This is a genomic window from Ochrobactrum sp. PL_is501 (genome assembly GCF_055816895.1).
Genome location: NZ_JBVPGR010000040.1, coordinates 499975 through 524014, shown reverse-complemented (window position 1 = coordinate 524014; position 24040 = coordinate 499975). Strand labels below are relative to the sequence as shown.

General features: G+C 58.0%; 25 protein-coding genes. 11 read left to right on the top strand and 14 right to left on the bottom strand.

The genetic code is table 11. The features are described 5' to 3' along the window. Positions 1-160: 160 nt before the first annotated feature. From AC0TOF_RS22000 to AC0TOF_RS21970, 7 genes are all read right to left on the bottom strand, one after another. Entirely contained in the window at positions 161-1192 is a 1032-nt protein-coding gene (locus AC0TOF_RS22000) for a glucokinase (RefSeq protein ID WP_473769795.1), read from the bottom strand. Between the two features lie 46 nt (positions 1193-1238). Continuing rightward, entirely contained in the window at positions 1239-1616 is a 378-nt protein-coding gene (locus AC0TOF_RS21995) for a methylglyoxal synthase (protein ID WP_122001455.1), read from the bottom strand. Positions 1617-1816: 200 nt separating this feature from the next. Continuing rightward, complete coding sequence (mepA, locus tag AC0TOF_RS21990) at positions 1817-2749, bottom strand: penicillin-insensitive murein endopeptidase (RefSeq protein WP_473769794.1); 933 nt, start codon at positions 2747-2749, stop codon at positions 1817-1819. Between the two features lie 129 nt (positions 2750-2878). Beyond that, complete coding sequence (gene cml / locus AC0TOF_RS21985) at positions 2879-4072, bottom strand: CmlA/FloR family chloramphenicol efflux MFS transporter (RefSeq protein ID WP_473769793.1); 1194 nt, start codon at positions 4070-4072, stop codon at positions 2879-2881. 208 nt (positions 4073-4280) lie between these two features. Next, the gene (locus AC0TOF_RS21980) at positions 4281-5150 is read right to left on the bottom strand and encodes an SDR family oxidoreductase (protein ID WP_473769792.1); all 870 of its coding nucleotides are present in this window, start codon (positions 5148-5150) and stop codon (positions 4281-4283) included. Then, the gene (gene queG, locus AC0TOF_RS21975) at positions 5150-6295 is read right to left on the bottom strand and encodes a tRNA epoxyqueuosine(34) reductase QueG (RefSeq protein WP_473769791.1); all 1146 of its coding nucleotides are present in this window, start codon (positions 6293-6295) and stop codon (positions 5150-5152) included. The genes AC0TOF_RS21980 and queG overlap by 1 nt, the downstream gene beginning before the upstream one ends. Next, positions 6276-6968 (bottom strand): glutathione S-transferase family protein, encoded by a 693-nt coding sequence (locus tag AC0TOF_RS21970; protein WP_006467595.1) that lies wholly within the window; start codon positions 6966-6968, stop codon positions 6276-6278. The genes queG and AC0TOF_RS21970 overlap by 20 nt, the downstream gene beginning before the upstream one ends. 256 nt (positions 6969-7224) lie before the next feature. Between AC0TOF_RS21970 and AC0TOF_RS21965 the strand changes: the two genes are divergently transcribed. Then, positions 7225-8031 carry an undecaprenyl-diphosphate phosphatase gene (locus tag AC0TOF_RS21965; protein WP_473769790.1) on the top strand — a complete coding sequence of 269 codons (807 nt, stop codon included), beginning with the start codon at positions 7225-7227 and terminating at the stop codon, positions 8029-8031. Positions 8032-8126: 95 nt separating this feature from the next. Here the strand turns inward: AC0TOF_RS21965 and AC0TOF_RS21960 are convergent, their stop codons facing one another. After that, on the bottom strand, positions 8127-9113 hold the full coding sequence (locus AC0TOF_RS21960; protein ID WP_473769789.1) for a complex I NDUFA9 subunit family protein: 987 nt from the start codon (positions 9111-9113) through the stop codon (positions 8127-8129). A gap of 163 nt (positions 9114-9276) precedes the next feature. Here AC0TOF_RS21960 and lepA point away from each other — a divergent pair, with 163 nt between their 5' ends. Then, complete coding sequence (gene lepA / locus AC0TOF_RS21955) at positions 9277-11085, top strand: translation elongation factor 4 (protein WP_122001448.1); 1809 nt, start codon at positions 9277-9279, stop codon at positions 11083-11085. A 33-nt stretch (positions 11086-11118) separates the two neighbouring features. Here lepA and AC0TOF_RS21950 read toward each other — a convergent pair whose 3' ends face one another. Next, positions 11119-12657, bottom strand: coding sequence for an anti-phage dCTP deaminase (locus AC0TOF_RS21950; protein ID WP_473769788.1), 1539 nt, complete (start codon positions 12655-12657; stop codon positions 11119-11121). 115 nt (positions 12658-12772) lie between these two features. Here AC0TOF_RS21950 and AC0TOF_RS21945 point away from each other — a divergent pair, with 115 nt between their 5' ends. Further along, positions 12773-12958, top strand: coding sequence for a hypothetical protein (locus tag AC0TOF_RS21945; protein WP_473769787.1), 186 nt, complete (start codon positions 12773-12775; stop codon positions 12956-12958). A gap of 5 nt (positions 12959-12963) precedes the next feature. After that, complete coding sequence (locus tag AC0TOF_RS21940; protein WP_473769786.1) at positions 12964-13263, top strand: Rdx family protein; 300 nt, start codon at positions 12964-12966, stop codon at positions 13261-13263. A gap of 210 nt (positions 13264-13473) precedes the next feature. Here AC0TOF_RS21940 and AC0TOF_RS21935 read toward each other — a convergent pair whose 3' ends face one another. Further along, a complete protein-coding gene (locus tag AC0TOF_RS21935) occupies positions 13474-14697 on the bottom strand; it encodes a DNA recombination protein RmuC (RefSeq protein WP_473769785.1) in 1224 nt (407 codons plus the stop codon). Between the two features lie 101 nt (positions 14698-14798). On the opposite strand from AC0TOF_RS21935, the gene def reads away from it, so the two are divergent. From def to truA, 3 genes are read left to right on the top strand one after another with little or no spacing between them, the layout of a single operon-like run. Next, positions 14799-15326 carry a peptide deformylase gene (def, locus tag AC0TOF_RS21930; protein WP_122001520.1) on the top strand — a complete coding sequence of 176 codons (528 nt, stop codon included), beginning with the start codon at positions 14799-14801 and terminating at the stop codon, positions 15324-15326. Continuing rightward, positions 15326-16246: a methionyl-tRNA formyltransferase gene (gene fmt, locus AC0TOF_RS21925; protein WP_473769784.1), complete on the top strand. Its 921-nt coding sequence runs from the start codon at positions 15326-15328 to the stop codon at positions 16244-16246. The genes def and fmt overlap by 1 nt, the downstream gene beginning before the upstream one ends. Before the next feature lie 3 nt (positions 16247-16249). Further along, the gene (gene truA, locus AC0TOF_RS21920) at positions 16250-17005 is read left to right on the top strand and encodes a tRNA pseudouridine(38-40) synthase TruA (protein ID WP_473769783.1); all 756 of its coding nucleotides are present in this window, start codon (positions 16250-16252) and stop codon (positions 17003-17005) included. Between the two features lie 13 nt (positions 17006-17018). On the opposite strand, the gene AC0TOF_RS21915 is transcribed toward truA, so the two are convergent. Next, the gene (locus AC0TOF_RS21915; protein WP_473769782.1) at positions 17019-17993 is read right to left on the bottom strand and encodes a quinone oxidoreductase family protein; all 975 of its coding nucleotides are present in this window, start codon (positions 17991-17993) and stop codon (positions 17019-17021) included. 95 nt (positions 17994-18088) lie between these two features. Here AC0TOF_RS21915 and AC0TOF_RS21910 point away from each other — a divergent pair, with 95 nt between their 5' ends. Then, positions 18089-18949 (top strand): LysR family transcriptional regulator, encoded by an 861-nt coding sequence (locus AC0TOF_RS21910; protein WP_473769781.1) that lies wholly within the window; start codon positions 18089-18091, stop codon positions 18947-18949. A gap of 11 nt (positions 18950-18960) precedes the next feature. Here AC0TOF_RS21910 and AC0TOF_RS21905 read toward each other — a convergent pair whose 3' ends face one another. Together AC0TOF_RS21905 and dapE are read right to left on the bottom strand one after the other, a co-directional pair. Further along, positions 18961-19566, bottom strand: a complete 606-nt coding sequence (locus AC0TOF_RS21905; protein ID WP_122001440.1) for a hypothetical protein — start codon at positions 19564-19566, stop codon at positions 18961-18963. Between the two features lie 54 nt (positions 19567-19620). Continuing rightward, a complete protein-coding gene (gene dapE / locus AC0TOF_RS21900) occupies positions 19621-20829 on the bottom strand; it encodes a succinyl-diaminopimelate desuccinylase (RefSeq protein WP_473769780.1) in 1209 nt (402 codons plus the stop codon). A 286-nt stretch (positions 20830-21115) separates the two neighbouring features. On the opposite strand from dapE, the gene AC0TOF_RS21895 reads away from it, so the two are divergent. The 3 genes from AC0TOF_RS21895 to AC0TOF_RS21885 all read left to right on the top strand — a co-directional run bounded on the left by AC0TOF_RS21895 (position 21116) and on the right by AC0TOF_RS21885 (position 22810). Further along, entirely contained in the window at positions 21116-21667 is a 552-nt protein-coding gene (locus AC0TOF_RS21895) for a transglutaminase-like cysteine peptidase (RefSeq protein WP_122001519.1), read from the top strand. A 420-nt stretch (positions 21668-22087) separates the two neighbouring features. Continuing rightward, positions 22088-22315, top strand: coding sequence for a hypothetical protein (locus AC0TOF_RS21890; protein ID WP_473769779.1), 228 nt, complete (start codon positions 22088-22090; stop codon positions 22313-22315). A gap of 234 nt (positions 22316-22549) precedes the next feature. After that, positions 22550-22810 carry a hypothetical protein gene (locus AC0TOF_RS21885; protein ID WP_122001437.1) on the top strand — a complete coding sequence of 87 codons (261 nt, stop codon included), beginning with the start codon at positions 22550-22552 and terminating at the stop codon, positions 22808-22810. A 347-nt stretch (positions 22811-23157) separates the two neighbouring features. Here AC0TOF_RS21885 and dapD read toward each other — a convergent pair whose 3' ends face one another. Further along, entirely contained in the window at positions 23158-24012 is an 855-nt protein-coding gene (gene dapD / locus AC0TOF_RS21880; protein ID WP_121981698.1) for a 2,3,4,5-tetrahydropyridine-2,6-dicarboxylate N-succinyltransferase, read from the bottom strand. Between the last annotated feature and the right edge of the window lie 28 nt (positions 24013-24040).

The following is a 24040-nucleotide window of genomic DNA, read 5'->3' as shown; positions in this document are numbered from 1 at the left end:
GGCAATTTCAGCGCAGCGTTTCTATAACGTTATCCGTGCAGCTTGACCATCCTCAAGCTTTACTGCTCGGAGCGGGATGATGGCTCAGCTTAAAAACATCTCGCTTTAAATTTTTGCTTGAGCATGATTTTATCCGGAAACCGGTTTCCACTTTTCGGAATCATGCTCCGATGCGCCAGCGGCGTCCTTCGGTCGCGACTTCAAAACGGGCAGGGGCCTGCGCAAAGGCGGAAAGCCCGGCAAGGGCAGCGAGCTGGTGCGTGATCACGCGGACAGGAATGTCGCGCATGATGGCCTTGTGCGGGGCCTTGTCCTCAAAAGCCTCGCGAAAGGCACCGGCTTGCAGCGCGGAAAGAATGCGCTGCGGAATGCCGCCGGAAAGATAGACGCCGCCATGCGCCATGAAGATCAGCGCCAGATCGCCCGCCACCCGTCCAAGATAGGTGACGAACAGGTGCAGGGTTTCCTCAGCTTGCGCATTGCTGCCGTCAAGCCCGGCTGATGTGATGTCGGCGGGGGTTTCCAGCGTCGGCGTCACCTTGTCGGCGGCGCATATGGCCAGATAGAGGTTGCGCAGTCCGCGCCCGCAAAGAATCTGCTCGCCAGCAACGCGGCCCTCTATGCGCTCGATATGCGGGAAGACCTCATAGTCACGTGTCGTGCGCGGGCCGATATCGATATGGCCGCCTTCGCCCGGCACCGGCACCCAGGCATGGCGGGTGCGGACAAGCCCGGCAACGCCAAGCCCCGTTCCGGGGCCAAGCACGACGCGGGTGGCGATCACTTCTTCGGGCTTGCCGCCGATCTGTTCCAGATGATCGCTGCCGAGAGACACGACGGCAAGCGCCTGCGCCTCGAAATCGTTCAGTACGGTCACGTCCTCGAAACCGAGATCGGCGATCATCTTTTTCGGGCGCACCACCCAGTCGCAATTGGTGAGGTCGATTTCATCCCCGTCGACAGGACCGGCCACAGCCAGAATGGCGGAACGCGGGCGGATCGAGGTGTGGTCGAGAATGGCGCTCTGTATGGCCTCATCGATTGTGGCGTAATTCGCCGTCTGGAGAACGGGAAACTCTTTCGGCTCTGCATTGGAATCCACGAGGATGGCAAAGCGGGCATTGGTGCCGCCGATATCGCCGACGAGCACCGGAAACGGGAAACCCTGTTCGGCGTGGCTAGTCACTTGCATGTCCTCTCCCTGGTCATGTCTTCGCCTGCTGGTTGGTCGTGTCCGATCAGTCAAGCGCCTTGATCAGCCTTTCGGCAGTCGCACGATTGAGCGCCATCGGAATGTCATAGACGCTGCCGAGGCGCGTCAGCGCCTTCACGTCGACATCGTGCGGAAGCGGCGACAGCGGGTCGATGAAGAAAATGAGCACTTCCACCGTGCCTTCCGCGATCATCGCGCCAATCTGCTGGTCGCCGCCGAGCGGCCCGCTTTTCACGCGCTGAATGCTAAGCGAAGGGCAGGCATCCAGAATGAGGCCGCCGGTCGTTCCCGTCGCCACGATGTCATAGCGGGCCAGTGCCTGTTCATGCGCTTTTGCGAAGGCGACCATGTCGTCCTTCTTCTGGTCGTGGGCAATCAGTGCGATGCGCAGGCGTTCCGTCATGAATAAGCAACCTTACGAGTTGATAACCTTGTCATTAGAGCATTTCCAGCAAAAGTGTGAAACGGTTTTGCGTCGGACAATGCGATTGGATAAAGAGCCGGAGCGGTTCCAGCGGTTCTGTTCGAACGGAACCACTCCGGCTTTCTAAATCGTTTTAAGCCTATAGCGAAGCGCCAAAGGCCTGAAAAGTGCCAAAAGCCTCACTGCACGCCGTAGGTGACATCGGCGACCGAATTCGGCGCAGGACCATTGAGAACGGCGGCGCAAGACTTCGGCAGATCGGAGACCATCACCGGACGCGGCTTTTTCGGCGGCTCCTTCGATGGCTTTGCAGGCTTCCATGGTTCATCCGTAAACCACCAGGCGAGCGACTTGTCACAACCGTCACCGGCGGCGACCTTCGGCTGTCCCTTGCACTGGGGCGAACCGGGCTGGCAGGTCAGGCGCACATGGAAATGGTAGAAATGACCCCAATAGGGGCGAACCTTTCCAAGCCAGCTTCTGTCGCCGGTCACCGTGTCGCAAAGCTGCTTCTTGATGCCCGGATGCACGAAGATGCGCTCTACTTCCGGATAGCTTGCGGCGTGTTTCAGCAGGGCCGTGCGGGCAGGGGTCCATTTCTTCGGATCGACATAGAGCGAATCTTTTTGCAGCATCGATACGGCTGACACGCTCTCGCGCTCGGCGTCGGTAAAGCGTTTTTTCGGCATGGGCGTCAGCCAGATATCAGCGTCGAGGCCAACCTGATGCGAAGCATGGCCCGTCAGCATCGGGCCGCCGCGCGGCTGCGAAATGTCGCCGACCAAGAGGCCGGGCCAGCCGTCCTGTGCGGCATCGCGAGACAATTTTTCCAGAAGGCCGATCATGCGCGGATGGCCCCAGCGGCGATTGCGCGAAAGGCGCATCACCTGCCAGTTTGGCCCGTCCGTCGGCAGTGCCACGGCGCCAGCGAGGCATCCCTTGGCATAAAAGCCGATGGATTGCGGGTCTTGCGTAAGCACCGGCAGCACTTGTGCGCCAAAGGCCTGTTTGGCGGGCATGTCTTCCGCCATGGCCATGGGCACGAAGTCGGGAGCGATCATTGCGGCCAGCGAAGCTGCGAGAACGAACTTCTTCAATTTGTTTGCGATCATGGGGCAATTCCAGTTTTGCCAAAGGGCGCTGCGGCTGCGAATCAAGACAGCCGGATTGCGGGCATTATGCTGTGTCAACGGCGGGGCTTCAATGGCGGTCGGCAGTTTGTGCTGCCGACCGCCATTTCGTCAGCGCTGCCGCAGCCTTGCCAGCAAGGTCAGAACCAGCAATGGCATCGCTGTGCAGAAGGCGATCAGGGGCCATGCGGTATGACCGGGCAAGAAGATGACAAGCGCTGTTCCTGCAAGGCTGACGATCAGGCTCTGGATGCAGAAATAGACCGCGACCGCCATGCCCGCGCTGTCATCAAAGGCGGCAAGCGCACCGTTTGCCGTCATTGACGCGGTGAGAACGATCCCGAAAGCGGCAAGCCACATCGGGACGATAAGGCTCAGGAACGAGGGCTTGAGGAATGTTTCGCCGAGGCCCAGAAGCAGGGCGCTGGCGAGAAGTGTCGCCATGCCCAGCGCCACGCTGGTGCGCGCGCCCCATTTCTGCGTATGGCGGGGCAGGATACGCGTGGCGGCGATCATGACCACGGCAACGCTGGCGAAGGCGAAGCTGAAGCCGGTCTCGTCGAAGCCGCCGCGTTCGATCAGAATGCGCGGTGCGGTGGAAAAGAACACGAAGAAGGTACCCATGGCTGTCGCGAAACCAAGCGTATAGGTCCAGAAGCGGAAGTCCTTCACGATCCGGCTGAGACTTCCGGCTGCTGGCGCAGTGCTGCTCGGTCGCGTCTCGTGCCAATGGCGCCAAGCGCGCCACGTTGCGGCGAGGCCGAACAGTCCGAGCGTGGCGAAGATCGCCCGCCACCCGAAACCCTTTGCAATCAGTGCGCCGGCAATCGGCCCAAGCGCCGGGACGAAGGAAAGCATGGCGCTGAACAGGCCATAGATCGTCGCCCCTTCGGGACGCTTTGCATAGACGTCGCGGACAGTTGCGAAAGTGGCCACAAGTGCCGCCGACGCGCCCGTTGCCTGTACGAAGCGAAGCGCCACAAATAGCGTGGCATTGTCGGTGATCGCCAGGGCGAAAGATGCAAGGGCGAAAACCAGCCCGCCGCCAATGAGGACCGGCCTGCGTCCGAAACGGTCCGACAAAGGGCCGAACAGCAACTGCCCGACGCCCAGCATCACCATGTAGAGACTGAGGGTCAGCTGCACCATGGCGGGTGTCGTTTGAAGGATGGCGGGCATGGACGGCACAACCGGCAGGTAGATGTCCATGGCCAGCGAGGCGAGAATGTCGAAAGGAGCCATCAGCGCCAGCGCGTACGGCAGGGAATAGCTCCACTGTGGAGTTTGTTTGTTATCAAAAGGCATGACTAAGCATCCGCTCGAGGAAAATCGGGCGGCGATCTGCCTTTTATAAACGCGCATCTTCGGGATGCGTTTTAAGGAAAGTTGGTCCGGGGCAGACGCCGCAACAGGTCGGAAAGGCTGTTGCGGCTTATCTGGTTGCGAGTTCGGTACTGCTCATTCTGTGTCGTCCCGGTTCGATTGCAGGCTTGCTTTTAGCAGCAGCACGGCTTCAGCGCCAGCTATCCTCGCGCCACATGGCCGAAAAGGCTGTCCGGTAGTCGGGATAGGCAAATTCGTAACCGAGATCCTTGATGCGGCGGTTGGAGACGCGTTTGTTCTCACCATAGAAGGAACGCGCCATCGGCGTCAGTTCGGCCTCCTCGAAGGGGACTTCCGGCGGCGGCGTCGCGCCCATCAATTCCGCCGCATAGGTGACGACATCCTGCGGCGGGCTTGGTTCATTGTCGGTGATGTTGAAGATGCCGCCTGTGTCGGTGCCTGCCAGAAAGCGCAAGGAACCCGCAATGTCATCGACATGGATGCGGTTGAAGACCTGATCCTTTTTCACGATGCGCCGTGCGTTGCCGCGCTCCAGATTGATGAAGGCGTTGCGGCCCGGCCCGTAAATGCCGGAGAGACGCAACACGGCCAGCGGCGTTCCATGCCGTTCGCTCAATTGCCCCCATGCCATTTCGGCTTCGATGCGCTCAAGGCTGCGGCGGGAGGCAGGCTTGCAGGCCGTGGTTTCGTCCACCCATTCGCCCTGATGGTCGCCATAGACGCCGACCGTCGACAGATAGCCGATCCAGCGGATGGTGTTGTCGGGACGGCGAAGCGCTTCCTCAACCACGGCGACGGCGGGATCGCCGCTTTCGCCGGGAGAGATCGAAACGACCACATGGGTCGATTGGGCAAGCCGGTCGAGAAGTTCGGGCGAGGGCGTTTCACCATCGAAAAGCAGGGGCTTTATGCCTGCCTGTTCAAGAAAAGGGAATTTCTGCTCGTGCCGTGTGGTTCCGTCGATGCGCTCCGCTTCGCCGCTCATCCTGCGTGCAAAGCCTTGAGCGGAATAACCAGCGCCGAACAGAAAAATACGCATCAAACTTCCTCCATATTCCACTCGGCCTGTACCGTAGCATCCTCTTCCGACGAGGCCAGGCGTTTCTGCATGCTGGCCACGCGATCGGGGCTTGCCAGTTGCTTCAAGGCCCATATAGCCGCGCCGCGCACGACCGGCGCTGCATCTTCCAGCAGGTGTTCGACATCCGGCAGAAGCGCGGCATCACCGGAATTGCCAGCGGCGATCAGCACATTGCGGATGAAGCGGTCGCGCCCGATCCGCTTTACCGGCGAGCCGGAAAAAAGCGTGCGGAAAGCCGGATCGTCCAGCGCCAGCAGGTCACCGAGACGCGGCTCCTTCAACTCGTCGCGGGCTTGCAGCTTCATTTCGCTGGTCGCCTGCGCGAACTTGTTCCACGGGCAGACGGAAAGGCAGTCATCGCAGCCATAGATGCGGTTGCCCATGGCTTTGCGGAATTCTTGCGGGATCGGGCCCTTGTTCTCAATGGTGAGATAGGAAATGCAGCGCCGCGCATCGATGCGATAGGGCGAGGGAAAAGCCTTGGTCGGGCAGGCGTCGAGGCAGGCGCGGCACGAGCCGCAATGGTCGCGATCAGGTTGGTCGGGCGGGATTTCCGCCGTGGTGAAAATCGAGCCGAGGAACAGCCATGAGCCAAGCTCGCGGCTTACCAGATTGGTGTGCTTGCCCTGCCAGCCGAGACCGGAGGCTTGCGCCAGCGGCTTTTCCATGACGGGCGCGGTGTCGACGAAAACCTTGACGTCCTGCCCGGCGCGCGCGGCGAAGCGGCTCGCAATATGTTTCAGCTTGCCCTTGATAATGTCATGATAGTCGCGGTTCTGCGCATAGACCGAGATGGCCGCGCGATCTCGTTTGTCCAGAATGGCGAGCGGATTGGCGTCCGGCCCGTAATTCATGGCCAGCATCATGATGGAGCGGACTTCCGGCCACAGCACGCTCGGATCGGCGCGGCGGGCTTCCGTTTCCTCCATCCATTCCATGTCGGCGTGATGGCCGTCGGCAATATATTGCCGCAACCGTTCGGGCGCTTGCGGAATTGCATCGGGCGTGGTGAAGGCAACGGCGTCGAAACCCACCGCCTTCGCCTCTTCGATGAGGAAGCGCTTGAGTTTCTGTTCGCGGCTATCAGAAATCGAGGTCGCCATAATGGGCCACCGGGGCAAGCCCGCGCACGCGGTCGGAGAGCAACGGGCGGAAAGCCGGGCGCGACTTCATGCGGGCATACCAGTCACGCGCCGCTTTGGTTTCGCCCCATTCGATTTCGCCCAGATAGTCGAGCACGGAAATGGAGGCCGCCGCCGCCATATCGGCGTAGCTAGGATGTGCGCCGCCAAGCCAGTCGCGGGTTGCGGCCAGCCAGTCGATATATTTCATATGCTGGCGGATATTGGTGCGGGCGGCGCGGATGGCGGTCGAATCCGGCGCGCTGCCGCCCATTTCTGCCGCCATTTGCAGCTTGAACACACGCTCGCGGGCGATGTGGCGCGTCACTTCGTTTTCAAATTTCAGCAGGAACCAGTCGACGAGGCGGCGCACTTCGGCGCGCTCCATCGGGCTTTCGGGCAGAAGGCGGCGGCTGCGCTTCAATGCGCCGCGCGTCTCGTCCAGATATTCGGCAATGACCGTCGCGCCGACGACCGGCAGGTCGTTTTCCGCCAGAAGGACGGGCAGGGTCGCAGCCGGGTTCAGCGCCAGAAACTCCTTGCGGCGCGACCACGGGCGTTCCTCGATAAGTTCCGCTTCAACGCCATATTCGCCGAGGATGAGCCGCACATAGCGCGAACCCGAAGACATGGGATGATGAAAAAGCGTAAGCATGATCGACGCGAGACTCTCGACTGAAGCTTGAATTGAACGTCCGGAGTTTGCACGGCGGCTGGCGTTTGCGCATGCAGCAGGCTATTTCCTGCTATCAAGCGATTCGACGCCGCCTCAACGGAATATAAAGTCTATAAGGGCTATGTTTGCGGGAGACAAGCAATCGCTGGAAATGCGTGTTTTCAGCCGATGGCCCGCTATCCCGCTCCGTCTTTTTAACCCGTCGCCGTGCCCACTATCCCAAGGTACTGACTTCATGGATATTTTCAATCTTCTGGAAGCTGCATTTCTCGGCCTTATCGAAGGCCTGACCGAATTTATTCCGGTTTCCTCCACCGGGCATTTGCTGCTGGTCGGGCATTTTCTTGGCTTTGAATCCACAGGAAAGACCTTCGAGGTGCTGATCCAGCTGGGCGCCATTCTGGCCATTCTGACGGTCTATTCGGCGAAACTTCTGAAAATCCTCACCGATTTCCCCCGCGATGCCCGCACGCGGCGCTTTGTCCTTGGCGTTCTGGTTGCCTTCCTTCCCGCTGCCTTCATTGGCGCGCTGGCGCATGGCTTCATCAAGAGCGTGCTGTTTGAAACGCCGATGCTGGTCTGCATCATGCTGATTATCGGCGGGTTCATCCTGCTCTGGGTGGACCAGATCAATCTGCGCCCGCGCTATCACGATGTGATGGATTATCCGCTGCCCATGTGCCTCGCCATCGGCTTCATCCAGTGCCTGGCGATGATACCGGGCGTGTCGCGTTCCGGCTCCACCATCGTCGGCTCGCTGCTGCTGGGTGCGGACAAGCGTTCGGCAGCCGAGTTCTCGTTCTTCCTCGCCATGCCGACCATGGCGGGCGCCTTTGCCTATGATCTCTACAAGAGCCGCAATATCCTGTCGTTCAACGATGGCGCGCTGATCGGGGTCGGCTTCGTGATGGCCTTCATCTCCGGCGTTTTCGTCGTGCGCTATCTGCTCGATTACGTGTCTCGCCACGGCTTCAAGCTGTTTGCCTGGTGGCGTCTGATTGTCGGATCTGCCGGCCTCGCGGCTTTGTTGATCTGGAACTAAAGCGTGTCGCCTTTTGTCGACACTTTTGCTGGAAATGCTCGAACCAAAGAAAAGGGGCCGCGAGGCCCCTTGTTCATTTCCGCCTTGACTATGGATCACGCAAAGCCGGTCTTGGTGTACTGTCCGGCGACGCGGTAGCGCCACAGATAGGACGGCAGCACGGCGTCGACGCTTTCCGGCGTGATGCCGATGCCCTGCAAAGTGCGGCCTTCCTTGATGGCCTTTTCCGAAACCACATTGTCGAATTTCAACAGCGTCACCTGATCGTTGGTGAGCATCGGGTTCGGCAGCAGGCCGAGGATCGATGCCTGCAAACGGGCAACCCACCACGGCGTGGAAAGGATCACGCGCTTGCGCCCGATCACGCCGAGCATGTCCTTCATCCAGTTCCTGAACGGCTGCACGTCCGGACCGCCCAGCTCATAAATGCCGCCTGCCGTCAGCTTGCCGTCGACGGCACGCGCCACGGCTTCCGCCACGTCGCCGACGTAGACCGGCTGGAGTTTTGTCTCGCCGCCGCCGATGGCCGGCAGGAAAGGCGAGAAGCGCGCCATATTGGCGAAGCGATTGAAGAAGCGGTCTTCTGGACCGAAAATGATCGACGGGCGCAGGATGACGCTATCGGGCAAGACGGACAGAATGGCCTTTTCGCCTTCCGCCTTGGTCCGTGCATAAGCCGACGGCGAATTGGCGTCGGCAGCAAGCGAGGACACGTGCGTCATGCGGATGCCTGCGGCCTTTGCGGCTTCGGCAATGTTTTTCGCGCCCAGCACCTGAACCGTGTTGAAACGCTGGCGGCCGCTTTCGGCCAGAATGCCGACAAGGTTCACCACATGGTCGGAGCCCTTGATCACGTGCTCCACCGAGCCGCGATGACGGACATTAGCCTGCACCATCTGGATCTGGCCGACATTGCCGAGCGGCGCCATGTAATAAGCCACTTCCGGCTTGCGCACGGCGACACGCACGCGATAGCCGCGCTTGGTCAGCGCCGCCACGACCGCACGCCCCACAAAGCCGGAGCCGCCGAAAACGGTGACCAGTTTCGGCCTGTTGTGGACTTCGTTCGGTTCGGTCTTCATCCTAAACTCCTGCATGAAAGCACGCTATTCGAGCGGTGATTTATCGCCTTTTTGCCACAAGGCAAAGGGGACTTGTTGTCACGATTGCGAAAGCTGCCGGTTTTCCCGCCTTTTGGCGCGAATACTCCTTTGAAATTTGGCGTCTTGCTGTTAAATCGCGCGCATGAGCACACCACTTGACCATATTCGCAATTTTTCGATCGTCGCCCATATCGACCACGGCAAATCGACGCTGGCCGACCGCCTCATTCAGTTGACCGGCGGGCTGGATACGCGTGAGATGAAGGATCAGGTTCTCGACTCGATGGATATCGAGCGCGAGCGCGGCATCACCATCAAAGCGCAGACCGTCCGTCTTTCCTACAAGGCGAAGAACGGCGAAGATTATGTGCTGAACCTGATCGACACGCCCGGACACGTCGACTTTGCCTATGAAGTCTCGCGCTCGCTGGCCGCGTGCGAAGGTTCGCTGCTGGTGGTGGATGCTTCGCAGGGCGTGGAAGCGCAGACGCTGGCGAACGTTTATCAGGCGATCGACAACAACCACGAAATCGTGGTCGTGCTGAACAAGATCGACCTGCCCGCCGCCGAGCCTGAGCGCGTGAAGCAGCAGATCGAGGAAGTGATCGGCATCGATGCGGCGCAGGCCGTGCATATTTCCGCCAAGACCGGCCTCGGCATCGAAGATGTGCTGGAAGCCATCGTCACGCAGTTGCCGGCGCCGAAGGAAGGCGACCGCAACGCGCCGCTGAAAGCGATGCTGGTCGATAGCTGGTATGATAGCTATCTTGGCGTCATCGTTCTGGTGCGCATCATCGATGGCGTGCTCAAGAAGGGCCAGACCATCCGCATGATGGGCACCGGCGCGAAATATCCGGTGGAACGCACCGGTGTGTTCACGCCGAAAATGGTTCAGGTGGACGAACTCGGTCCCGGCGAGCTTGGCTTCATCACCGCGTCCATCAAGGAAGTGGCCGATACGCGCGTTGGCGATACGATCACCGAAGATCGCCGCCCGACCGAAAAGATGCTGTCCGGCTTCAAGCCCGCGCAGCCGGTTGTGTTCTGCGGCCTGTTCCCGGTCGACGCGGCGGATTTCGAGGACTTGCGCGCTGCCATGGGCAAGCTGCGCCTCAACGATGCGTCGTTCTCGTTCGAAATGGAAACCTCTGCGGCGCTTGGCTTCGGCTTCCGTTGCGGTTTCCTTGGTCTCCTGCATCTGGAAATCATTCAGGAGCGTCTGGAGCGCGAGTTCAATCTCGACCTCATCACGACCGCGCCTTCGGTCGTCTATCGCCTGAAAATGACGGACGGTACCGAGAAGGAACTGCACAATCCGGCCGATATGCCGGATATTGTGAAGATCAGCGCGATTGAGGAGCCTTGGATCAAGGCAACCATCATGACGCCGGACGATTATCTGGGCGCGATCATGAAGCTTTGCCAGGAGCGCCGCGGCATCCAGATCGACCTGACCTATGTCGGCCCGCGCGCCATGATCACCTATGATCTGCCGCTCAATGAAGTGGTGTTCGATTTCTACGACCGCCTCAAGTCGATCTCGAAGGGCTATGCCTCGTTCGACTACAATCTTTCGGATTACCGCGAGGGTGATCTGGTCAAGATGTCGATCCTCGTCAACGAAGAGCCGGTGGACGCGCTTTCGATGCTGGTGCACCGTTCGGCGGCTGAAAAGCGTGGCCGTGCGCTGTGCGAAAAGCTGAAGGAGCTGATCCCGCAGCACATGTTCAAGATTCCGATCCAGGCGGCGATTGGTGGCCGCATCGTGGCGCGCGAAACGATCTCGGCGCTGCGCAAGGACGTGACGGCCAAGTGCTACGGCGGCGACGTGACGCGCAAGCGCAAGCTTCTGGAAAAGCAGAAGGAAGGCAAGAAGCGCATGCGCCAGTTCGGCAAGGTCGAAATCCCGCAGGAGGCCTTCATTCAAGCGCTCAAGATGGGCGATGATTGATCCAAGATTGTTTTAGGGGCGCTTCGGCGCCCCTTATTCTATCATAGTTTCTTTGAAAAGCTTTTTTAGCAGCACTGCGGTTGACTGCTCAAATGTTATGTAGCCTGAGCTGGCATCTTCAATCTGCGGTACAGCTTTTCCTTGATACCAAGCTTTAGATTTCCCTTGTTTGTCTTTTCTTTTCTTTTTTTCAAATATATCTCTATATCTCCGAGGTGATATTCCAATAAAAGGCTCAAATATTACATGAGTTTTTCGAGATTTATCTGAGAAAGAAATTGAATCAGAGTGAAGCTTTTCCGCATAACTTTTCGGGTATGGTTCTAAAAAGACGACCCTTTTAATCCCAGAGGAAACAATATGTTTTGCGCACATGTGACAAGGAAAAGTGGTGCAAAATAAAATACTGTCTTTGAGCGCTTTTCCAAGTCTAGAGGCGTCGGTAATTGCACACATTTCAGCATGAATCATCCGGCCGAATTCGATAATATCCATTAGTTGTGATTTATTTATATTGTCATTCTGCAGGAGTTCTCTAACTAAATTCGAAGTTTTCTCATCTGAAAAATTCTTGATATATCCTTCATTTACTAAGCGATCGACAAAGTCATGTAGTATTTCTGTTTTTCGCTGTTGATTTGCGTCCTTTCCTTCTTCAAAATCGCGATGCGGCGAACTAACGTCATCGCACCAGTATGTTCCTCCAAAGGCTTTGGGGACCTCGTTGCAGCCCAGAGTTATTATTTCGCCCTGTCTAGAGAAAATAGCAGCTCCGACTTGTCTCGATAAATCGATAGATCTGAGCGCCGCGCCCGCAGCCGCGTACATCCCATATTCCATCTTTGTCGGCGAAATATTATTATCTCCAAAAAAAGCATTGATGAAGCGATTGATCGTCTTGTCGACTTCAGCGCTGTTTATGCCGGATACAAACACGTCACCTAAATGAAAAACGTCGGAGACACGCTGACCGTAATCGTGCGTCTCTTCGTGGTTGTCTATGTTTATCAGTTCAATGGCTTGTATTTCCGCTTTGGAGTCTGCGACTGTTGCCGATGAGTAGCCTTTAATTTTTCGCTTGAGCGTCTGTTTGCGTTCATCATTATCTAAATAGGCGGAAATCTGAATAAATTTCCGTCCATATATCTTCCTGAGTAGTTTTACCTCTTCTTCTCTCTTGAATTGTCGCAGCACAAACGCAGTGCCGGGTATCGGAGTTGAAGCAGGATCGCCCTGAAACCCTGGGGTTGCACGGTTTTTCTGCTCCCTAAGTTGTCGTATCTTTTGAATCGCAAGAGCAGATAAAACATCATTTGTTTGAGCTTTCTTGCGTATGCTGTCGGCATATCTTATTAAGGATGTGTATTTTTCAAAATAACTGCTATCATCGATTTTTTCTTCACAAGGAATGCCTCTCATAAGATCTGTTATATGTATATCTATGACTTCATAGTCGACAGACTTAAGGTGTTTACGAAGAGAATCTTGTATAATATCCAAATCAACACCAATTGGTGCGACTAGCCCAAAAAATAATTCTGGATTGCCAATAGGAGCAGCATCAGTCATCATATCCCCCGCATAAATAATTTGTGACCAGTCTGGTGTTTCTTATTGTTGGTCGTTAGAAGGCTTTGTAATACGCTGTCGAAGCGAATCTTAAGCATGTCGTTGGAGGGAGCCTACCATGGTAGATTCAATGGAATCACGTGTAAAAAAGGGTGACGACGAGTTTTCTGAATTTGTTTTGAAACAGGTTGAAGAAGCGTTGCGTGTTTATAACGAAACGCCGGCCTCTTTGCGCGGACCTGTTGCGTTACCCGGTATAGATTTAAATGACGAGTACGACCTGAACAGACGGATGGTTGGATAGTTTTATTGCATCCCCGCATCTCCATCACCTATTGCACCCAATGCAACTGGCTGCTGCGTGCTGCGTGGATGGCGCAGGAGCTGTTGCAGACTTTCGGGCAGGACTTAGGTGAAGTGGCGTTGCGTCCGGGCACGGGCGGGGTGTTTGAAATCCGTGTTCAAATGCCGGATGGCAGCGAAGAGCTTATCTGGGAACGCAAGCGCGATGGCGGTTTTCCGGAAGCCAAGGTTTTGAAGCAGCGCGTGCGGGATCTGGTCTGGCCGGAACGCGATCTCGGTCATTCGGACCGGCCAGTTAGTTCTTGAACGGCTTCCTATCACTGATCCTTCGAGGCTACGCTTCGCTCCGCACCTCAGGATGAGGGGCGGCAAGCCCGATGATATGAGGCCAACGATGTTAAACATCGACGCAGACGATTTAACAAAAGCACTGATTTTGTGAAGGTGAGTGGATACGCAATTCCCTCATCCTGAGGAGGTGCGTAGCACCGTCTCGAAGGGCGAGGGAAAACAGGATCAATCCTCATCCACTACGCGCAGGCGTAGCTGACCCGGTTCGGTCGGTCTGGCCTGTGGGCGCGAAGGTTCCTCCGTGGGCGCAGGGCCGAACTCCAGTGCCTCGATCTTCGCGCCGCGTTTCGTTACCTTGCTGGAAGAGACCAGAATATCGTCAATATCCTTGTTGGCCTGCGCGAAATGCGTTTGCAGCTTGCGCACGCGCTCGTCCAGGCGACCCACATCTTCCATCAGCCGGATCACTTCGCCCTGAATGACATGCGCCTGCTCGCGCATGCGCGCATCCTTCAAGATTGCCTGAATGACCTGAATGGACAGCATCAGCAGCGACGGCGAGACGATGACCACCCGCGCCCGGTGCGCGCGCTGGATCAGCGCCTCGAAATGCTCGTGAATATCGGCGAAGATCGATTCCGACGGCACGAACAGGAAGGCGGTGTCCTGCGTTTCGCCGGGGATCAGATATTTGTCGGACACGTCCTTGATATGAATTTCCATGTCGCGGCGGAATTGCGCGACCGCTGTCTTGCGCGCCTCCGGCTGTTCGGTCTCGCGCATGGCATTCCACGCTTCGAGCGGGAATTTCGCGTCGATCACCAGCGAGGGCGCGTTGTTGGGCATCCGCACAAGGCAATCGGGCCGGGTGCTGTTGGAAAGCGTTGCCTGAAACTCATAGGCGCCCTGTGGAAGGCCGTCGGCGATGATCGCCTCCATCCGCGACTGGCCGAAAGCGCCGCGCGTCTGCTTGTTTGCGAGGATCGCCTGCAATTGCACCACCTGACCGGCGAGCGACTGGATATTGTTCTGCGCCGTGTCGATGACCGCGAGGCGCTCCTGCAATTTGGCAAGGTTCTCATGCGTCGAGCGGGTCTGCTCGGTCATGGTCTGGCCGATGCGATGCGTCATGCCGTCGAGCCGCTCGCGGATCGACTGGTTCAATTCCGCCTGCCGTGAGCCGAATACTTCCGCCATGGTCTGCATGCGACCCTGCATTTCTGCCTGGGCTTTCAGGATTTCCGCCATGCGATATTCCGCGTCGCGGGCGCGGTCCTCGGCCTGCGCTTCCGCCACTGCGCGAAGCCGGGCGGAACGCGCCGCCGCGATCAGAAAAAGGCAGAGGCACAGCACCAGCACGACAATGCCCGCCAGCAGGATATTGCCGAGCGTGAAGGATGTGGCGCCGAGCTGCAGAAGCGGCTCATTCAAGAGATTTTGGTTTTCCATGGGAAGAGCTTAGCTGATTCGTATCGCCTTGATGAGATCAAAACGGGAACATTTTGCAAAGTGTAATTGACGATTCCCATGCGAGCGATTACGTGAAGCGCATGTCTGTAAAACCGCTTGTCATCCTTCCCGATCCCGTCCTGCGTCAGGTTTCCGCGCCTGTGGAACGCTTTGACGACCAGCTGCGCAAATTTGCCGGCGATATGTTCGATACCATGTATGATGCGCCGGGCATTGGCCTTGCCGCCATTCAGGTGGGTGAACCGATCCGCATGCTTGTCATCGATCTCGCCAAGGAAGGCGAGCCGAAGGAGCCGCATGTCTTCGTCAATCCGACGATCGTGCAGTCTTCCGACGAGCGCGGCACCTATGAAGAGGGCTGTCTTTCAATCCCGGATTATTATGCCGAGGTCGAGCGCCCCGCGACGGTCAAGGTCGAGTATTTCGACGCCGACGGCAAGCCGCAATCCATGGAAGCCGACGGGCTGATGGCCACTTGCCTGCAGCATGAGATCGACCATCTGAACGGCGTGCTCTTCATCGACCATATTTCCAAGCTGAAGCGCGATATGGTCATCAAGAAGTTCAAGAAGCTCGCCAGCCAGCGCGTATCCGGGAAAGTGCTTTAATGCGTGTCGTTTTCATGGGGACGCCGGAATTTTCCGTGCCGATCCTCACCGCCATTATCGGTCACGGTTACGAGGTTGCCGCGGTCTATACGCAGCCGCCGCGTCCGGCGGGCCGCAGAGGCCTGGAGCTGACCAAGTCGCCGGTGCATGAGAAGGCCGAGCAGTTCGGCATTCCGGTGTTCACGCCCAAGAGCCTCAGAAACGCGGAAGAGCAGGAGATTTTCGCAAGCCTCGAGGCCGATGTCGCGATTGTCGTGGCTTATGGCCTGCTGCTGCCGCAGGCCATTCTCGATGCGCCGCGTCTTGGTTGCTATAATGGCCATGCCTCGCTTTTGCCGCGCTGGCGTGGTGCCGCTCCCATCCAGCGCGCCATCATGGCGGGCGATGCGGAAACCGGCATGATGATCATGAAGATGGATGCAGGGCTCGATACCGGGCCGGTTGCCATGGCGGAAAAGGTTGCCATCACCCCGGACATGACGGCTGGCGAGCTGCATGATCGCCTGAGCATGATCGGGGCCGACCTGATGATCCGCGCGCTGGGCGCGCTGGAGCGTGAAAGCCTGGCCTTGCAGCCGCAGGCGGAGGAAGGCGTCACCTATGCCGCCAAGATCGACAAGGCCGAGGCGCGGATCGACTGGTCGAAGCCTGCAAAGGACGTGCACAACACCATTCGCGGCCTGTCGCCTTTTCCGGGCGCATGGTGCGAGATGGAAATCAACGGCGCTGTCGAGCGCGTGAAATTGCAGCGTTCCACATTGGGCGAGGGCAGGGGCGAACCGGGCGCGGTGCTGGATGATCGGCTGACGGTAGCCTGCGGCGAGGGTGCCGTTCGGCTCGTCACGCTACAGCGTTCCGGCGGCAAGCCATTGCCTGCGCAGGAATTTCTGCGTGGCGCACAGGTCACGAAGGTTCTCTAAGCGGTGCCGCGCTACAAGCTCACTGTCGAATATGACGGCACGCCCTATGTCGGCTGGCAGCGGCAGGAAAACGGCCATGCGGTGCAGAATGCCATCGAGCTGGCGTTCAAGAAGTTCTGCGGCGAGGACCTGACATTGAGCGCTGCGGGCCGTACCGATGCGGGCGTTCATGCCACCGCGCAGGTTGCCCATGTCGATCTTGCCAAGGATTGGGACGCGGGCAAGGTGCGCGATGCGGTGAATGCGCATCTGGTCATGGCGGATGAGCGCGTCAGCATATTGAATGTCGAGAAGACGACCGACACATTCGACGCCCGTTTTTCAGCACGTAGCAGGCATTATCTCTATCGCATCCACAATCGCCGTGCGCCTCTGGCTATCGATTATCAGCGCGCATGGTGGGTGCAGAAGCGCCTTGACGCCGATGCAATGCATGAAGCGGCGAAGCGGCTATTGGGCGAACACGATTTCACGACGTTTCGCGCTACGCAATGCCAGGCGAAAAGCCCGGTCAAGACGCTCGACCGGCTGGATGTGACGCGCCATGGCGACATGATAGAAATGCGCGTTTCAGCGCGGTCCTTCCTGCACAATCAGGTCAGGTCATTTGCAGGCAGCCTGATGGAAGTGGGCGTTGGTCGCTGGACGGCGGACGATTTGCAAGCTGCACTCGAAGCGCGCGACCGCAAGGCCTGCGGGCAGGTTGCCCCGCCCTATGGGCTTTATTTGGTCGGTGTGGACTACGCCTTTCCGTACTGAGACCCGAAGCGCTCTAGGGGATCAAAAGCAAACTTCCGGATGATTTTCCCGTCTCCAGCGCGCGATGGGCCTGTGCTGCCTCGCTTAGCGGATAGGTTGCCCCAATCGTTCCAGTCAGTCCCTTTTCCATGATGTCGAAAAGCTTGGAAGCGGAGTTTCGGTAGTTATCCAGATCGTCGATGTAAGCGATCACGCTTGGCCGGACGAAAGAAAGATCTGCTTGATTGCCAAGTGCATCAATGACTGCCTCGGAGATTCTTCCACCGGCTTGACCGATGCTCGCCAGAGTTCCGAGATGGCGCACGCATTGCGCGGTTTTGGGCAGAGTTTCTCCACCGATGCCATCATAGGCGACGTGAACCCCCTGTCCGTTCGTAAGGCGTTTGGTAGCGGTGATAAAATCACAATCGCGTCCAACGAGCACATGATCCACGCCGTTCTCGCGCGCCGTTTCGGCCTTTTCTTCCGAACTGACTGTGCCGATTACCGTTGCTCCGAGAGCCTTGCCCCAGCGGATCAACAGAGTACCCAGTCCGCCTGCGGCTGCATGCACCAGCATGACCGTGTCCGGGCCCACGGGAAATGTATCGGTCAGAAGCATATGGGTGGTAAGACCGCGCAGCATTGTGGCTGCCGCCGTCTGCGCGGAAATTGTATTGGGCAGCATCAGGGCCCGTTGGGCGGGTAGAAGCCGGGTCGAGGCATAGGCACCCACCGGGAGGCCTGCATAGGCCACCCGGTCACCCGGCTTGAGATCAATTACGCTCGATCCGACGGCCTCCACCACGCCTGCGCCTTCGACGCCGAGCACAGCCGGAAAGGACGGCAGCGGATAAAGGCCGGTACGGTGATAGATGTCGACGAAATTCACGCCGATTGCCTCGTGGCGGATGCGTATCTCGCCCGCACCGGGGCTTCGGGGTGTCTGCGGGACTGTCTGAAGCAGCCCTGCTTCACCGGTCTCGTTCAGAATGATCTCGTGGTCCATCAGTTTAGCCTCCGTTGCAATCCGGAGCAGTATCGTGGATAGAGAAACGGGAAAAAATTGCTGTTTTGATCGCAACGTATGGGAAAAATTTCACAATGGTGAATTGGGAGAGCGTACGTTATTTTGTAGCTTTGGCCGATACCGGCACTCTGTCGGGCGCGGCGCGGATGCTGAATGTAGAGCATGCGACGATAGCGCGACGTGTGGCTGCCCTGGAAAGCGAAACCAGTTTGAAGTTGGTTGACCGTCGGGGACGGCGTTTTCTGCTGACGGAAGACGGTGAACGGATCGCTGCAATTGCCCGCAAGATGCAAGACGAGGCGCAGGCTATCAGTCGGCTGGGCGCAGTCCGCGATACTGGTATAAGCGCTACCGTTACACTCACGGCGCCGCCTTCCTACGCGGTTGCGAGACTGGCCAGGCCGCTTGCTGCAATATCGGCGCAGTATCCGGGTATCCATATGCGTGTGATGGGGGAGGCGCGCTTCAGTTCCCTGAACCGTCGGGAAGCGGACATAGCTATACGCCTGACACGTCCGACGACCGGCGACCTCACCATCCGCAGGCTTGGCGAGGAAGCCTTTCGCCCTTACGCAAGTCGACACTATCTGGCGCGAACCCGCCCGGAAGAATGGCAGTTCATTGCCTATGATGAAAGTTTGGAGGACGCGCCGCAGCAGGCATACTTGCTTGCCTTGGCTGGCACCCGGCCAATTGCCTTGCGCGCCAACACGCTGGAGATGCAGCTCGCGCTCGTGAGCGAGAACGCTGGCATCGCCATGCTGCCGGATTTCATGGTTGAAACACAGGAGCATCTCGTGCCCGCGCTGCCGGATCATGCTCCGCTTCTGCGTGAGGTTTGGATGGTTGTTCACTCCGACATGAAGGCCGTTCCGGCTCTGCGCGCCGTCATGGCCGAGATTGCTGGTGCCCTCAATCATCCCATGCCGATATAACGGCTATCGTATTAGTAAGCGTGGGGTTCGAAGCCGATCCCGAGTAAATTCTGCAGCAGGACCGTCAGGAACAGCGAGCCGAAGAAGATGCTTGCGAAGAACGGCGCGGCATAGGCATGCGGGCGCTGCAGTGCGACGAATGTCAGCCGGTAGCTCAAAACGATGGATATGCCGAATATGATGAAGGCGAACAATGTCGACACATCGAGCCGTCCGGGAAAGAACAGTTGCAGCAACGTAATGGGCGCGAAGATCCACGAAATCAGGGCGCTGCCCCAATTGGTGGCGATCACGAAAGCCGCATAGCGCTTGGCGATGCCGATGCGGCTTGCGAGCGCGCCGATGATGACGAGCGGAATAACCCAGGCCGCGATGTCCACGAAGGCGGCGCGGGTGACGATGGCAAAGCGCAGGCCCGCTTCCTCGCGGCCCGCCGTCAGGTTCGCCGCATAGGCCACCCAGCTTGCGAACATCGGCGGCAGCGCAATGGCGATCGCATAGAAAGACGACCAGAAGCCCTCGGCGGATATGTCGAGATAATTCAGGCCTTCCTTGCGCCCGAGCATCATTTTCCAGACGCCCCAGAAATATCTGAAAATATCGTCCAGGCTTGGCATGAGATTCCCAAACTTTCGCATAATCCGGCGGACAGGTCGTGCGACTGTCCGGGGCTATGCACTACCCAAAGAAATCGGCCCAAAGAAATCGGCAATGAAGCGCTCATAAATCTGTGTCAGGCCTTCGAGGTCGGCAAGGGCCACGCGCTCGTCAACCATATGCATGGTCTGCCCGACAAGGCCGAACTCGACCACCGGGCAGTAATCCTTGATGAAGCGGGCGTCCGAGGTGCCGCCTGAAGTCGACAATTCCGGGCGCTTGCCGGTCACGGCCTCCACCGATGCGCTCAGCGTGCCGATCAGCTTTTCGTCGCGGGTCAGGAACACATGGCTCGGATGCTCGCGCCAGGTCAGTTCATAATTGATCGGCGTTTCGCGCCCCGGACGCAGGCGGTTGTCGCGAGCGGCCTTTTCGAGGCGCGCCGCGATTTCGGCCTGCAAGGTTTCTGCCGTCCATGTGTCGTTGAAGCGGATGTTGAACGAGGCGGTTGCCCTGTTCGCGATGACATTGGTGGCCTTGTTGCCCACATCGATGGTGGTGACTTCCAGATTGCTGGCCTGAAAATCTGCCGTGCCTTCATCGAAAGCCGGGTAAAGCAGGCTGTCGACCAGCGTTGTGATGCCGCGCACCGGATTTTCGGCCAGATGCGGATAGGCGGCATGGCCCTGCACGCCATGGACGGTGATCGTGCCGGAAAGTGAGCCGCGCCGTCCGATCTTGATCATGTCGCCGAGCGCGTTCGGATTGGTCGGCTCGCCGACGATGGATGCGTCCCAGCTTTCGCCGCGCTGCTTTGCCCAGTCGAGAAGCTTGACCGTGCCATTGATGGCCGGGCCTTCCTCGTCACCGGTGATCAGGAAGGAAACGCTGCCCTTGATGCTGCCATGCTTTTCAATGTGGCGGGCAACGGCTGCGACGAAACAGGCGACGCCGCCTTTCATGTCCACCGCGCCGCGACCGTACATCACGCCGTCTTCGACGGCGGCGGAGAAGGGCGGATGCTTCCAGTCGCCTTCATTGCCGGGCGGCACGACATCGGTATGGCCCGCGAACATAAGATGCGGGCCATTGCCTGACTTGCGGGCATAGAGATTTTCGATATCGGGCGTGCCTTCCTCGCGGAAGACGGGCCGCTCCACTGAAAATCCCATCGGCTTCAGCATGGCTTCCAGCGCCGTCAGCGCGCCGCCCTCGGCGGGCGTGACAGATGGGCAGCGGATCAGGGCGGCAAGATTATCGGCGGGATTGACGGCTAAACTCATAATGTCGGCTTCTGTTGACCAAGAATCGTCTGGACTGTGAGACTAGATCGGGATGCGTTCGGATGGAACCACAATCAATCAGACAAAGTCATGTCGCAATTTCGTTCACCGCGCGCTTTTCCATATAGGTCGCAATTTGAGAACGAAATTTCCTTGACCGATGGGGGCCTGTCATCGTTAGTTAAAAAAGAGTTGATAACGAGACCCGCAAAGGGCCGGTCAACGGGGACTCTTTTAAAATGGGAAATTGCGCATGCGTTTTGTCACTTCTGCGATAGCAGGCATGATGGTGCTCTTCGGGGCGACGACAATACCGGCCAAGGCCGCGCAATGGAGTGAAGCAGGCGCGCTTACAAGCATTCCTTACGGACACAAGGAATACTGCGATCGCAACAAGCGCGATTGCGGCGGGCATCGCGTGCTGCCGCCGATGAAGCTGACCCCGCAGCGCATGAAGCTGCTGCAATCGGTCAGCAGCTCCGTCAACCACCGTATCAAGCCGGTTTCCGATCAGGATAATTACGGCAAGCGCGACTACTGGACGCTTCCGGTCAACGGCAAGGGCGATTGCGAAGACTATGTGCTGATGAAGCGGGCGCAATTGATGGCGCGGGGCATCAGCCCGTCATTGCTGCTTGTCACCATGGTACAGGGTAGCGAGCCGCATGTGGTCCTCACCGCCCGCACCGATCACGGCGATTATATTCTCGACAATCTGCGCGATGAGGTGCTGCCAGTCGAGAAAACATCCTATCGCTATATCAAGATGCAATCGCCAGCCAATTCCGGCCAGTGGGTTTCCATCGTCGGGCGCTCGGTCGCTGTCGCGAATAACTGAACATACCAGCCGGTTTCCCGTATTCCATCGGTGAGCCGTGAACAAAAGAAGAGCCGCATTCGATGCGGCTTTTCTTTTGGCTGGTCGTTAGGCCGTCCTGCCGGGAGAGGGCCGGTCAGCCTCCTGTTTTCGGAAAATGGGCCATTGTTCACTCTCATTGGACAATATATTCGGACAGACTGTTCGCGCTTCTTGAACAAAAATCACTGTGTAACAGTCGCGTGAAGATTAGTATATCAGCTATCTCTATGTTTTCATTTAGAAAATTAGACCATTCTTGATTGGGTCCAAGATTTTGGATGCACAAATGTGTGATCTATTTAACATTTTCGTGACTGGAAATCCTAGGCACTGTCGCCCATCTGAGGTGCATCGGAACGACGAACAAAACGCCGCTCCACTTTCCAAGGAGATAGGAAAATGAAGAAGATTGTTCTTGCTGCCGCTGCCCTTGCTCTTACCGCCGGTGCCGCCTTTGCAGAAAACCCGCATGTGGGCGAGCCTGCCAATCTTTATGCAAACGACCGCACCCCGGTCGCTTCCCAGAAGCTTGACTACACGGCTCCTGCCTCGATCAAGGCTCCGGTTCATCAGAATGGTTCCGCTCACCGCTTCGGTGATGCGTCGCCTTCCTCTTATGAGAACTAAGAGTCCGTCAGGGCTTCCCGGTCCAGAAGGCCGGGGATGAATGAAATACCCCTCCGTATGTAATCCCGAAAGTGTCGGGGCATGTCCTCCCAGATGCGCCTGACACTCAGGGCGGGCCACGAAGGCCCAGTTGTAGCCAGTTAATAGAATGTCCCTTGCAGGCTTGAGACACGGTCTCAAAAAGCTGGTCGGCGAATGCCGAAATCGGGGACACAATGAAAAAGGATTAAAGAAATGAAGAAGTTCGCTTTTGCCGCTCTTGCTGTCGCCCTTAGCGCCGGTGCCGCCTATGCAGAAAACCCGTTCGTCGGCCAGCCGGAAGACATGGCAGCCCAGGACAAGGCTTTCACTCAGCTTGGCCAGGCTCCGGTTGCTGCGCCCCGCGGCAACATTGATTACACGGCTCCGGCTTCCATTCGCCAGTCTTCGCCGGTTGAGCAGAACGGTTCGGCTCATCGCTTTGGCGACGCTTCCCCGTCCAGCTATCAGAACTAATTCTTTCTGAGAGCTGGAAATCCCCAGGCCATCCCTTGCGTTTCTCCCCCTCACGCACGGGATGGCCGATGGAATGCCGGAAGGCGGTCAAGGCCGCAATCGAGAATCTCCCCGGAGGATGGCGTCTGTGTCTCCCCGGATTGCCCGGATCAGAGGCATTGCGCCATCCAAAGGGGCGCTCATGAAATGCAAAAGGCGAAGCTTGCGGGCTTCGCCTTTTTCTTTTCGGATGGCGTATTGTTAGAGGGGTTCCTGTTTTGACGGAATCGTTGGAACCGCTCTATCCATTTGTTTTTCCGCATTTCCGAACGCAAAACCGTTTCACACTTTTGCTGGAAATGCTCTAGTCAATCGCGCAGCAATTCGTTGATCGACGTCTTGGAGCGGGTTTTTTCATCGACGCGCTTGACGATGACGGCGCAATAGAGGCTTGGACCCCAGTTTTCGCCCGGAACGTTCTTGCCCGGCATGGTGCCTGCAACGACGACCGAATAGGGCGGCACTTCGCCGTAGAAGACTTCGCCCGTGGCGCGGTCCACGATCTTGGTGGACTTGCCGATGAAGACGCCCATGCCGAGCACGGAGCCTTCGCGCACGATGCAGCCTTCGACGACTTCCGAACGCGCGCCGATGAAGCAATTGTCCTCGATGATGGTCGGGCCAGCCTGCATCGGCTCCAGCACGCCGCCAATGCCGACGCCGCCGGAAAGATGAACGTTCTTGCCGATCTGCGCGCAGGAGCCGACCGTCGCCCAGGTGTCGACCATCGTACCTTCACCGACATAGGCGCCGAGATTGACGAAGGAAGGCATGAGGATCGCGTTCGGCGCGATATAGGCCGAGTGACGCACGACGCAGTTCGGCACGGCGCGGAAGCCCGCCTTTTCAAACTCGTTGGCCGTCCATCCGTCGAACTTTGAAGGAACCTTGTCCCACCAGGACGACTGGCCGGGGCCGCCCTTGATGACTTCCATCGGGTTGAGGCGGAAGGAGAGCAGAACCGCTTTCTTCAGCCATTGGTTGACATGCCAGTTGCCGTCCGCCTGTTTTTCTGCGACACGGGCTTCACCGCGGTCGAGCAGAATGAGCGATTGTTCGACGGCATCGCGCACTTCACCGCGCGTTGCCGTATTGATGCCGTCGCGCTCGTCGAAAGCCTTGTCGATTGTCTTCTCAAGGGAGGCGAGGTCTGGCTTGGTCATAAGGTGCGGTCTCCATGATGGGGCGGCG

What these genes read in the sequence shown, in the direction of transcription:
- AC0TOF_RS21910 (WP_473769781.1), top strand. Translation starts at nt 18,089, where the DNA reads ATGGTGAATTGGGAGAGCGTACGTTATTTTGTAGCTTTGGCCGATACC.
- AC0TOF_RS21945 (WP_473769787.1), top strand. Translation starts at nt 12,773, where the DNA reads ATGGTAGATTCAATGGAATCACGTGTAAAAAAGGGTGACGACGAGTTT.
- AC0TOF_RS21950 (WP_473769788.1), bottom strand. Translation starts at nt 12,657, where the DNA reads ATGATGACTGATGCTGCTCCTATTGGCAATCCAGAATTATTTTTTGGG.
- AC0TOF_RS21915 (WP_473769782.1), bottom strand. Translation starts at nt 17,993, where the DNA reads ATGGACCACGAGATCATTCTGAACGAGACCGGTGAAGCAGGGCTGCTT.
- def (WP_122001520.1), top strand. Translation starts at nt 14,799, where the DNA reads ATGTCTGTAAAACCGCTTGTCATCCTTCCCGATCCCGTCCTGCGTCAG.
- AC0TOF_RS21960 (WP_473769789.1), bottom strand. Translation starts at nt 9,113, where the DNA reads ATGAAGACCGAACCGAACGAAGTCCACAACAGGCCGAAACTGGTCACC.
- AC0TOF_RS21885 (WP_122001437.1), top strand. Translation starts at nt 22,550, where the DNA reads ATGAAGAAGTTCGCTTTTGCCGCTCTTGCTGTCGCCCTTAGCGCCGGT.
- dapE (WP_473769780.1), bottom strand. Translation starts at nt 20,829, where the DNA reads ATGAGTTTAGCCGTCAATCCCGCCGATAATCTTGCCGCCCTGATCCGC.
- AC0TOF_RS21935 (WP_473769785.1), bottom strand. Translation starts at nt 14,697, where the DNA reads ATGGAAAACCAAAATCTCTTGAATGAGCCGCTTCTGCAGCTCGGCGCC.
- cml (WP_473769793.1), bottom strand. Translation starts at nt 4,072, where the DNA reads ATGCCTTTTGATAACAAACAAACTCCACAGTGGAGCTATTCCCTGCCG.
- AC0TOF_RS21970 (WP_006467595.1), bottom strand. Translation starts at nt 6,968, where the DNA reads ATGCTTACGCTTTTTCATCATCCCATGTCTTCGGGTTCGCGCTATGTG.
- dapD (WP_121981698.1), bottom strand. Translation starts at nt 24,012, where the DNA reads ATGACCAAGCCAGACCTCGCCTCCCTTGAGAAGACAATCGACAAGGCT.
- queG (WP_473769791.1), bottom strand. Translation starts at nt 6,295, where the DNA reads ATGGCGACCTCGATTTCTGATAGCCGCGAACAGAAACTCAAGCGCTTC.
- AC0TOF_RS21890 (WP_473769779.1), top strand. Translation starts at nt 22,088, where the DNA reads ATGAAGAAGATTGTTCTTGCTGCCGCTGCCCTTGCTCTTACCGCCGGT.
- AC0TOF_RS21965 (WP_473769790.1), top strand. Translation starts at nt 7,225, where the DNA reads ATGGATATTTTCAATCTTCTGGAAGCTGCATTTCTCGGCCTTATCGAA.
- AC0TOF_RS21995 (WP_122001455.1), bottom strand. Translation starts at nt 1,616, where the DNA reads ATGACGGAACGCCTGCGCATCGCACTGATTGCCCACGACCAGAAGAAG.
- fmt (WP_473769784.1), top strand. Translation starts at nt 15,326, where the DNA reads ATGCGTGTCGTTTTCATGGGGACGCCGGAATTTTCCGTGCCGATCCTC.
- AC0TOF_RS21905 (WP_122001440.1), bottom strand. Translation starts at nt 19,566, where the DNA reads ATGCCAAGCCTGGACGATATTTTCAGATATTTCTGGGGCGTCTGGAAA.
- mepA (WP_473769794.1), bottom strand. Translation starts at nt 2,749, where the DNA reads ATGATCGCAAACAAATTGAAGAAGTTCGTTCTCGCAGCTTCGCTGGCC.
- lepA (WP_122001448.1), top strand. Translation starts at nt 9,277, where the DNA reads ATGAGCACACCACTTGACCATATTCGCAATTTTTCGATCGTCGCCCAT.
- AC0TOF_RS21895 (WP_122001519.1), top strand. Translation starts at nt 21,116, where the DNA reads ATGGTGCTCTTCGGGGCGACGACAATACCGGCCAAGGCCGCGCAATGG.
- AC0TOF_RS22000 (WP_473769795.1), bottom strand. Translation starts at nt 1,192, where the DNA reads ATGCAAGTGACTAGCCACGCCGAACAGGGTTTCCCGTTTCCGGTGCTC.
- AC0TOF_RS21980 (WP_473769792.1), bottom strand. Translation starts at nt 5,150, where the DNA reads ATGCGTATTTTTCTGTTCGGCGCTGGTTATTCCGCTCAAGGCTTTGCA.